The organism is Ferroplasma sp. (assembly GCF_037442045.1).
In the GTDB taxonomy this organism is placed as follows: domain Archaea; phylum Thermoplasmatota; class Thermoplasmata; order Thermoplasmatales; family Thermoplasmataceae; genus Ferroplasma.
Genome location: NZ_JBBIRC010000050.1, coordinates 1 through 9,533 on the forward strand (window position 1 = coordinate 1; position 9,533 = coordinate 9,533).

Annotated in this window: 10 protein-coding genes and 1 tRNA gene; 4 read left to right on the forward strand and 7 right to left on the reverse strand. The window is 35.0% G+C overall.

The features are described 5' to 3' along the window. Positions 1 to 253: 253 nt before the first annotated feature. The 3 genes from WKI77_RS06480 to WKI77_RS06490 form a co-directional block, all read right to left on the reverse strand. Positions 254 to 1,618, reverse strand: coding sequence for an MFS transporter (locus WKI77_RS06480; RefSeq protein ID WP_337861015.1), 1,365 nt, complete (start codon positions 1,616 to 1,618; stop codon positions 254 to 256). Positions 1,619 to 1,682: 64 nt separating this feature from the next. Next, positions 1,683 to 2,795: a CaiB/BaiF CoA-transferase family protein gene (locus tag WKI77_RS06485; protein ID WP_337861016.1), complete on the reverse strand. Its 1,113-nt coding sequence runs from the start codon at positions 2,793 to 2,795 to the stop codon at positions 1,683 to 1,685. Then, on the reverse strand, positions 2,792 to 3,829 hold the full coding sequence (locus tag WKI77_RS06490) for a hypothetical protein (protein ID WP_337861017.1): 1,038 nt from the start codon (positions 3,827 to 3,829) through the stop codon (positions 2,792 to 2,794). Before WKI77_RS06490 ends, WKI77_RS06485 begins: the two co-directional genes overlap by 4 nt. Positions 3,830 to 3,981: 152 nt before the next feature. Here WKI77_RS06490 and WKI77_RS06495 point away from each other — a divergent pair, with 152 nt between their 5' ends. Beyond that, a complete protein-coding gene (locus tag WKI77_RS06495; RefSeq protein ID WP_337861018.1) occupies positions 3,982 to 4,626 on the forward strand; it encodes a helix-turn-helix domain-containing protein in 645 nt (214 codons plus the stop codon). A gap of 3 nt (positions 4,627 to 4,629) precedes the next feature. Here the strand turns inward: WKI77_RS06495 and WKI77_RS06500 are convergent, their stop codons facing one another. From WKI77_RS06500 to WKI77_RS06515, 4 genes are read right to left on the reverse strand one after another with little or no spacing between them, the layout of a single operon-like run. Beyond that, positions 4,630 to 5,403 (reverse strand): glycosyltransferase, encoded by a 774-nt coding sequence (locus WKI77_RS06500; protein WP_337861019.1) that lies wholly within the window; start codon positions 5,401 to 5,403, stop codon positions 4,630 to 4,632. Positions 5,404 to 5,410: 7 nt separating this feature from the next. Beyond that, on the reverse strand, positions 5,411 to 5,596 hold the full coding sequence (locus WKI77_RS06505) for a hypothetical protein (RefSeq protein WP_337861020.1): 186 nt from the start codon (positions 5,594 to 5,596) through the stop codon (positions 5,411 to 5,413). A gap of 22 nt (positions 5,597 to 5,618) precedes the next feature. Beyond that, on the reverse strand, positions 5,619 to 6,287 hold the full coding sequence (locus tag WKI77_RS06510) for a hypothetical protein (protein WP_337861021.1): 669 nt from the start codon (positions 6,285 to 6,287) through the stop codon (positions 5,619 to 5,621). Positions 6,288 to 6,339: 52 nt separating this feature from the next. After that, positions 6,340 to 7,170, reverse strand: a complete 831-nt coding sequence (locus tag WKI77_RS06515; protein ID WP_337861022.1) for a TatD family hydrolase — start codon at positions 7,168 to 7,170, stop codon at positions 6,340 to 6,342. Between the two features lie 173 nt (positions 7,171 to 7,343). On the opposite strand from WKI77_RS06515, the gene psmA reads away from it, so the two are divergent. From psmA to WKI77_RS06530, 3 genes are all read left to right on the forward strand, one after another. After that, positions 7,344 to 8,048, forward strand: coding sequence for an archaeal proteasome endopeptidase complex subunit alpha (gene psmA, locus WKI77_RS06520; RefSeq protein ID WP_337861023.1), 705 nt, complete (start codon positions 7,344 to 7,346; stop codon positions 8,046 to 8,048). Positions 8,049 to 8,122: 74 nt separating this feature from the next. After that, positions 8,123 to 9,403 carry an adenylosuccinate synthase gene (locus WKI77_RS06525; RefSeq protein WP_337861024.1) on the forward strand — a complete coding sequence of 427 codons (1,281 nt, stop codon included), beginning with the start codon at positions 8,123 to 8,125 and terminating at the stop codon, positions 9,401 to 9,403. 55 nt (positions 9,404 to 9,458) lie between these two features. After that, positions 9,459 to 9,533 (forward strand) — tRNA-Glu (locus WKI77_RS06530).

Sequence of the window (9,533 nt, forward strand, 5' to 3'; positions counted from 1 at the left end):
TTAATATTCTTTGTTTTTACACTGGTAGCTCCAATGACAATGCTCTGGCTCATAGGCAGAAACAAAGAAATTATGGGAGACCTTGTTTTATCAAGAAAGAATGAGTTAGTATACATTGCCATGTTTTTGCTGATTATAGCAACAGCATGTATTGCAGTTGCAACTTAATTTTTATTATTTCAGTTTTATTAATGAATCAAAAAAATATAAATTTTGCATTTAAAATTAAAAAATAAAAAACATATCAATAAAATTATTTTGCTATGGTTTCTACCCGTTCTCTGGAGCTTTTTGGGCCAAGAATTCCTATGTCAAGAACTACTATAGCTATGAAAACCCATATTATCCCAAAGCTGGCAAGAACTCCATGAGGCAGGAATATATCAACTATAAGCAGTGTTAGAATTGCTGTGGAAACTCTGCTCACGGCATATACTGTTCCAGCAGCGGTTGGCCTGATTCTTGTTGGGAATATCTCTGCCTGATAAGCGTGGAAGAAATTGGAGAAATTCCAGAGTATAAATGTTGTAATGAATCCAAATATAACTATGAGATATACGCTCGACACAATTGCAAATAAAGTTCCAAATATTCCAGCAAGAACTGCAGTTCCTATTATCCCCCATTTTCTTTCAACCTTATCTATTATGAAAAGGTTAAAGACAGAACCGAAGAAGAATCCACCAAATATTAGAAATGTAAATTCCAGAGTTTTAGGCAGGTCAAAACCTTTTTCAATAAGAAATAATGGCGCAAGTGCGGTGAATCCATAGAAAATACCGGATTGGAAGAACTGGAAAATTATCATCATTATTGACCTGCTTCTCACATCAGGCTCGAACATGTCTTTATATTTGCTTTTGTTTTCCTCTATTGGGGTATCAGTATCAGGTTCTGGCAGGGATTTTAAATGCCTGGCTTTTATTGTTCTCTGTTCCCAGTCTGTTGTAATTTCATCAGCCTTTTTGTATTCACCGTGGACTTCCAGCCATCTTGGCGATTCCTTTAGTCTGGTTCTTACAGCCCATATGCCAAATCCAACTACAGCCATGAACCAGAAAAGTATTCTCCATGAATAATAAGCTGGTGCTATAATATCCATTTCGTATGTCAGGAAAGCTATTACAAATCCTGCTGTTACTGCAATGGTATATACCCATGCAAGCCTGTTCCCACGGACCTTAGCAGGCATCATTTCAGTTGTAAATGAATCTACCAGTGGAAATTCTCCTCCCACCCCGATTCCGCCAATGAAAACAAACACAGCGATAAGGTACGGTATGGACATAAAACCGGCTATAAGCATTCCAAATGAGAATACAAGCAGATTATACAGGAAAACAAATTTTCTCCCTTTTCTATCAGCAAGCCATCCAAAAAACGCACTTCCAACGAATTCCCCCATGAAGAAAGCGGTGGTTATAATGACCGCCCCAAGACTGTGTGATATACCCAGTACTGTGATCATCAGAGCCAGTATAGCTCCATTGCCAAGCAACATCAAAGTTTCCGCCCATTCTCCACCAGCCACCATCAGCAAGAAATCTCTCTGAACCGAGCTAAATGGCAGACGCTCAAGTCTGTCGGAAACACTACCCTTATAAGGCTTATTTTGCATACAAATATATCCAATATCAATATATAAAGTAGTATTATAATATATTAAAGGAAAACTATACTATTTAATGATTCCCTATGAGCTTATCTATTTCACCAGCTGTATATCCAAGTTCAGTTAATATTTCTTTATTGCAATTTCCAAGCAGGGGTGCATTATTATTCTCTGACACTGAAAAAGGAAGTTCTGGAACTTTATAGTTAGCATTATCAAAATTCATATTCACCATATATTTCAATGCCTGTGGATCATGAAGTAAATCCCATGGCCTGTTTAAAGTTCCATAACTTATATTATTCAGTTCCAGTATTTTCTTTACTTTAGCATAGGTCATTGATAAAAGTTTTTTCTTTATTGCAGGAATAAGAAAATCTCTATTTTCATATCTTCCATTGTTTGTGGAAAATTGTTTATTTTCAAATAAACCATTCATATTGAATCCAGCACAGAAATTCTTCCACTGATCATCTGTAGTAACTGCTATGAAAATTTCCTTATTATCTGAAGTCGTAAAATAATCATATATTCCCCATGCAAAATTCCTTTCATTTATTGGAGGAAGGTCATGGCCAATCAGCTGATATGTTGCAATATGCTGCCCAACAAGAAACATTGCAGTTTCAAATAATCCTATTTCAACAAGGCCTGGCTTGTTCTGGGAAATCAATTGAAACGCCTTAACAGCAGCAAGCATGGCTGCAGCCATATCTACTATAGAAGCGCCCATCCTCATTGGCTTGCCATCCAGGCCTGTCATATAAGCAAGCCCGGATTCTATTTCTACAGGATAGTCCAGAGTTTTTCTGTCTTTATATGGCCCATCCATATATCCCTTTATTGAAATGTAAATAATTCTGCTGTTTATATTTTTAACCTCCTCATATGAAAATCCAAGCTTTGCCATTTTGCCCGGTGCCATGTTTTCTATAACTATGTCTGCAGTTTTTAAAAGCTTTTTTAAAACTTCCTTGCCCGTTTCCGTTTTAATATCCAGTTCAAGGCTTTTTTTGCCCCTGTTGTAATACATGAACGTTCCGGCACTTGTTCCACCCAATTCTCTTGATATATCTCCATTTCCAGGCTTTTCAATCTTTATAACCTCGAAACCCATATCTGAAAAAATAAGCCCTGCTGTTGGGCCTGCAACTATCTGTCCAAGTTCTATAACTCTTTTCATAATGTATCACCTGCTATTTTTATAATATCACTTACAGGCAAAGCCTCCCCTCTGGATGCGGATTCATCTTTTATTCTTTTTACAATGTTGCCTATATTATTTTCATTGTATTGTATATTATTATTTTTCAATATTTCTATTATCATCTTCCTGCCGGTATAAACATTTACAGAATAGTGGTTGGCAGAAAATACTGAGCCATATGCAACGTGTGTTCCGGCTGTCTGTATTTCAGAATTGTTTCCATATACCGGCATGTTATCTGTAAAAAATTTATCTCCAATTTTCCTTATTATAATATCATACATGTAATTGTATGCCATTCTCATGCTATCTATATTAATATCCCCTTCAATGCCATGCCTATTCAGATAATCAACAACTGTAATGGAATCTGCAATGCCATTCCGCTCGCCCATACCAAATATTGTAGTGTCAATATAATCGGCACCTGACGATATGGCAGATATCGAGTTGGCCATAGCAAGGCCATGATCATTATGGCAATGCGCTTCTATTTTTATCCCCTTAATTTTGCTGGCAGCCTCAATTATTTTTTTCATTGCTTCTGGTTCCATTTTTCCCCTTGTATCTGGCAGCTGAACAACATCAACATTCAATTCAGCCATCTTATTACAAAATTTTAAGATTTCATTAATATCAAACATATCTATATCCACAAAGCCAACCTCTACAATTTTTCCAAGGGTGCATGCATATTTTATATTTTCATAAATATCATTCATATTATCAATTTTGAATGGAAGGTGCAGCGATATATTGGCTCCAGTATCATTGATAAGATCAATGTCTGCCTTAATTGTTCTCCCAAGGGCAAATATTTCATTGAAATATCTCTTATCTGCAATGTCCTTTGCGACCTGAAATTCTGATTTATGTGCAGAAGGATAGGCAACAAGGCTGCGTTTTACTCCTGCTATGGATATTAATCTGGCAAGTTCCATTTTTTCATTATAGGACAGGGCAAACCCCGGGCTCTGCATTCCTTCCCGCAAAGTGTCATCTGTAAGCATAAAATGCAATTATATAGACGTATTTAATAATGTAATATAATGCATTATATATGATATGGATAAAATAGCATACTATTGTTGCTGATATAAAAATCGTTATTTGACATAATGCTTTTTGAATAAGGTTTTATAGCAGTATTGTCTTATTTGCTATGTATTTCCTGAGTATTCATGTGGACGGAGATTGTAGCCTTGCAAGGGCCACAGAGAATAATGAATCCAAAATTATCGTTTCAAATATATACAATACTATAAATGGCTCAAATTCTCTATTAGCATACTCAGTTGGCAGTGATATAAATAATTCATATCACCTGGATTTTAATAACATAAAATTTATGAAAGGGAAATATGCAAACATGTTTATTGGCACTAAAAAAGGTCATAAAATAATGGAATCTATCGCAATAAGTGGTGGAATTCCAATGTACCCATACGTAGCTTTCAATGGCGGGGAAAGCTATTTTGTAATGCATTTTAGCAAGGCTGCAATGATGGAAAACATTGAACTGGTAGAAAAAAATAATAAAATAAAAAATTATGATTATGTAACTGTAAATTCAGGAGATGGAGTACTGGATATAACAAAACGTTTGAACCATGAAATAAATCTATTGAATTTAACAGCAACAGAACAAAAAATAATACAGGAGGCATTCAGGAATGGATATCTTGACTGGCCCAGGAACATAAGCCTGGATGATCTGGCAAGGGAGTTTTCAATATCAAAGACAACAGTACTGTTCCATATAAGAAAAGCAGAAAGTAAATTAATTTCGTGCCTTTTATCTAAATAATATTTATTTTTTATTTTTTCTTATCATGCAATGCATATAGCCTTTTAAGCCATAATAATTCCTGGCAATGTATACCGGAGAAAGCATTTCTTTAATGCTCAATTGGTGCGATAACTTTAATGTATTTCCATATTTTTCCTTAAGCTGCTTTCTTCCGTAACCATTCCAGTATGCCTGCTTTTTAAATTCTTTAAACGTTTCCCGTGTTTTTGTATAAACTATGCAATTATTGCATATGGTATGCCTGCTGCCGGCCTTAACCGCCCTGATATTCAGGTCAATGTCCTCGGCTGTTACAAAACTCTCATCGAAACCTCCAAGATTTTCAAAAAGTTTTTTTGAATACATAAGATTGGATGAAGGCGATGTTACTTCAAATTCTTCATAGTAAAGGCGGAATCTTTCCATTGCATATCGCATATTGCCTGTGCTTATGCTTTTCCCTGCCACAATATCATATTTTTCTGTTAAAGCCCTGAGATTACTCACCCATTGGTCTCCTGCTATTGCATCACCATCAATAAAAGCTATGTAATTGTACTGTGATTTAGACACTCCATAATTTCTTCCTCCCCCTCTTGTTGTTTTCTTTTCATAAAAATTCACAAAATCATATTTTTCTGCATATTCCTTCAAAATTTTTGGAGTTTTATCATTGCTTAAAGAATCCACTACTATTATCTCCAATGGCTGCTCCTGTGGAACAAGAGAAACCATAAGATCCCTGATATTTTTCTCCTCGTTGAGAACTGTTATAACTATAGAGATTCCCTGCATTTATGCTTTACCAGTCCATTTTCTGAGTTTCCCTTTCTTTTTTTGTATTTTTCTTATATTCTTTATAATGGGCTTTACATAAATGTACCTTGGTTTTTTCTTCCTTAAAGGTAAAAACCTTCCCTGCAAGGTCAGCGGGAACTGTTTGAAAGCTTTTCTCATTGCATCCGGCAACATCACAAATTTTTTCCATAAAATACGAATATAATATAGGCTTATAATTTTTTACCTTTATTAATGTATAAGCAGGCCCCATGTGATTCCAGAAGCTTTGCAAACTGCCCAGAAATATATAAAACATCATTTTTATGAAGGTAATAGTCCTTATCGGGCAGGGCTACTGGTGGCTGATCTTTTAGAATTCTCACCAGCACATTGTCCTGAGTCAATTCTAGTTTTTCGATCTCCGGCTCAGACTTTTTTTCCTCAAATATTTCTCCCCGCCCTTCTTCAGTTATATCTTCTTCAGGCTCCTCCGCTGTAATTCCAGTAAAATCATCATAATATCCCTTCATCTGGTCGCTCAGGTCCTTTATAATATTTTTTTCTTCAGAGCTCATATTGTAAAGGTATTCCTCTATTTCATCATATACCGAGTATTTTGCGATTTTCTCAAATCGAACCTGAAAAAATGCCTTAAAATTTTTCTTAACATCATCAAGCAGTTTCGTAATTTCCATATACTCTGCTATATCGCCGGAAACAACCTTATCCTTTTCCATACTTAAATCAACAAACAATGAATGTATATTTTTGTAAAAATTAGGATCTATTTTATTCAGCTTCCGAGATTTCCTCTCAGAAAAAAGCATAGATTTAAGATCCTCCAGGATTTTGTCGTACTTTGTGATATCTATCATTATAACAACGGATACCATTGCCATTTAAATATTTATCAGTTCTTGTTAAAAATATATTATTTGGAATAATTTTCATTCACTTATCAAAAAACTCTTTCCCATAAAAATTAAATGGTATTAACTCAAAAATTTTGTGAAAAATTTCATCATGGTCTTTATACATATTTTTTATCATTTCAGCTCTTTTTGGGACAGAGTATACCGGAATAACCTTTCCCGGCTTTTCCTTCTGGTCAGTATAATCAGTTTCTAAAAGAAAATCTTTACCTGAATTTATTGCAGCTCTGGTATTCTTCCTTGAAGCAATAACTGATTTAAGGATATTATCCTGAAATTTCAGGTCACAGGGATTTGCATGATGCTTTAGCACTCTGTTAACTTTATAATGCCTTTTTATCAATGACTCCAGTCTTAAATATCCCTCTTCATTCATATCTTCAGTGTGCAGTATTAACGGTATATTATGGTCATGGCATGCTTCCAGTGCATATTCAAGGATAATTTCAGAATCACTGTATACATCGTGAGCTACAGGGAAATGTGGATAACCAATTTCTCCCATAGCATCTGCATTTCCGGAATCAATGATTGAAATTGCCATATCAATTCCTTTCTCCATATAAAATACAGGATCTTTTCCTGCTGATCTAAAGTAAAAATAATCCAGTGGATATGGCCCTATTGTTGTTAATGTATTTATTCCTGCTGCACTCACTGCTTTAGCAACTTCAATAGTATCTTTATAAAGCATTTCATAATATGAATCTGGCGTATAGAAATAATCCGGAAAATTAACTATGTTCATAGAAGTTCCACCATACTTTATAAATTCTCTAGCAGCATCAAGAAAATAGCCATTTTTTCTTATATGTACGAAATTATCAAATACTGTTCTGTACAATCCCATGCAAATACATTAACGGAATCGTTTTATTATATTTTTTGAATAAAATCCTGTTTATTATTGTATTTAATATTTTTTTATTTTATTATACAAGAGAAAATTTTATAATGAAATATACATATGCTTTTAAAGAAAAGATTATAATCTTATGTTATAATTAAGGAAGAGGTGAACAAATGCAGCAGGGTCAAATGGCTTATGATAGAGCAATAACAGTATTTTCCCCGGATGGGAGATTATTTCAGGTTGAGTATGCTAGAGAAGCGGTTAAAAAGGGTTCTACAGCCCTTGGAATTAAATTCAAGGACGGAGTATTGCTTTTATCCGAAAAAAAGGCAAGAAGCAGGCTTGTTGAAAAAAATTCACTTGAAAAAATACAACTTGTGGACGACAATGTGGCAACGGTAACATCAGGCCTTGTGGCAGATGCCAGAGTTCTTATCGATTTTGCAAGGGTAGGTGCCCAGCAGGAGAAAGTTACCTACGGATCACTTACAAATATTGAAAATCTTGTAAAGAAAGTAGCCGATCAGATGCAACAGTACACGCAGTTTGGTGGTGTAAGGCCATATGGAGTTTCAATAATATTTGCGGGAACTGATACAATAGGCCCAAGATTATTCGACTGTGATCCAGCAGGAACAATAAATGAGTATAAATCCGTTGCTATCGGCGCAGGAAAGGATGCTGTAACTGATTATATAGAAAAAGAATACAAGGATGACCTGTCACTTGAAGACACAATAAAACTTGGCATTGCCGCACTTAAATCAGCAATAGCAGATGCAGAATCAATGAAAGAGCCAGAAATAGCATCAATAAAGGTAGGAGAAACATTCCACGTTTATACAAGTGAAGAAGTTTCAAAATACTTAAATTAAATACCATAATTTTTTCAATTTTATAAATTTAAAATAAGAGTTTTATAGTTCAATATTATAACATATAGGTTTAAATGATTTCGGTTATTCTGGGTTTGCAGTTTGGGGATGAAGGGAAAGGCAAGATTACGGATTTTATCAGCAGGGATTTTGACGATGTTGTTCGTTTCAACGGTGGAAGCAATGCCGGGCACACAGTTGTAATAAATGGGGAGAAATTCAAATTCCATCTGGTGCCATCTGGGGCAATGCAGAGCAGCAAAGTCATTCTCGGCAATGGAATGGTTATAGATCCTGAGGAATTAATTTCAGAACTTGAACTTCTAAAAAAATCCAATAAAAACATAGACATAAAAATCAGTGCAGGGGCACATATAGTTACAAAAATGCATAAATGCCTGGATAAGAAGGAAGAAGGAATAAGGTCAAAGCTTAATATTGGAACAACTTCACAGGGGATAGGCCCTACATATGAGGATAAGTATGCAAGAACAGGCATAAGATTTATAGACCTTTCAAATAAAGAGATAATAAAGGATAAAATAGAAACAATATACAATATGAAAAAAAATCTACTTGCAGGAAGCATATATGAAAATCCAGAGGAAAGGAATAAAATGGTTGATGAACTCTGTTCTTTTGGCAATTCAATTTTGAAATATATGGATTACACTGAAAATCTCATTTATAATGATTACAGGAAAGGAAAAAACATACTTTTTGAAGGAGCCCAGGGTGGAATGCTGGATATAGATTTTGGAATATATCCATTTGTAACATCATCAAACACAATTGCCGGCGCACTTACAACAGGTTCCGGCTTTTCATTCAGAAAGGTTAACAGAGTTATAGGAGTTTTCAAAGCATATACATCAAAGGTAGGTTCAGGCCCATTTCCATCTGAAATAGTAAATGACAGCACATTAAGGGATCTTGGAAGCGAATATGGGACTACAACCGGAAGGCCAAGAAGAGTTGGATGGCTTGACATTCCCTTGCTGAAATATACAATAATGATGAATGACGTTGATTCTCTGGCAATAACAAAGGTTGACATTCTGGGAAAAATGAAAACAATAAAAGTGGCAACAAAGTATACAATTGATGGAAAAGAAATCGATTATTTCCCGAAAAGGCTTGAAGATTTTAATAAATTGCATGTTGATTATGTTGAATTTCCAGGTTGGGGAACGATCAATAATGCTGAGAATATAATAGCAAATGGGTATGATGAACTCCCTGAAAACATGAAAAAATTCCTGGAATTCATTGAAGAAAAAACAGGCAAAACCATTGATATTATATCACTTGGAGAGGACAGAAAAATGACCATAACAAAAGAAATATTTAATTAATATAATGCAATTATGCCATACAACTTAGCCGGTATTTATTGCATACCTTTTTTATGCTCCGATGGTGTAGCCAGGCCAAGCATTCCGGCCTTTCGAGCCGATGACTCGGGTTCAAATCCCGGTCGGAGCA

Bases quoted from the DNA above. Each gene is read 5' to 3' on its own strand.
- WKI77_RS06480 (WP_337861015.1), bottom strand. From the start codon at position 1,618: ATGCAAAATAAGCCTTATAAGGGTAGTGTTTCCGACAGACTTGAGCGT.
- WKI77_RS06485 (WP_337861016.1), bottom strand. From the start codon at position 2,795: ATGAAAAGAGTTATAGAACTTGGACAGATAGTTGCAGGCCCAACAGCA.
- WKI77_RS06490 (WP_337861017.1), bottom strand. From the start codon at position 3,829: ATGCTTACAGATGACACTTTGCGGGAAGGAATGCAGAGCCCGGGGTTT.
- WKI77_RS06495 (WP_337861018.1), top strand. From the start codon at position 3,982: ATGTATTTCCTGAGTATTCATGTGGACGGAGATTGTAGCCTTGCAAGG.
- WKI77_RS06500 (WP_337861019.1), bottom strand. From the start codon at position 5,403: ATGCAGGGAATCTCTATAGTTATAACAGTTCTCAACGAGGAGAAAAAT.
- WKI77_RS06505 (WP_337861020.1), bottom strand. From the start codon at position 5,596: ATGGAAAAAATTTGTGATGTTGCCGGATGCAATGAGAAAAGCTTTCAA.
- WKI77_RS06510 (WP_337861021.1), bottom strand. From the start codon at position 6,287: ATGGCAATGGTATCCGTTGTTATAATGATAGATATCACAAAGTACGAC.
- WKI77_RS06515 (WP_337861022.1), bottom strand. From the start codon at position 7,170: ATGGGATTGTACAGAACAGTATTTGATAATTTCGTACATATAAGAAAA.
- psmA (WP_337861023.1), top strand. From the start codon at position 7,344: ATGCAGCAGGGTCAAATGGCTTATGATAGAGCAATAACAGTATTTTCC.
- WKI77_RS06525 (WP_337861024.1), top strand. From the start codon at position 8,123: ATGATTTCGGTTATTCTGGGTTTGCAGTTTGGGGATGAAGGGAAAGGC.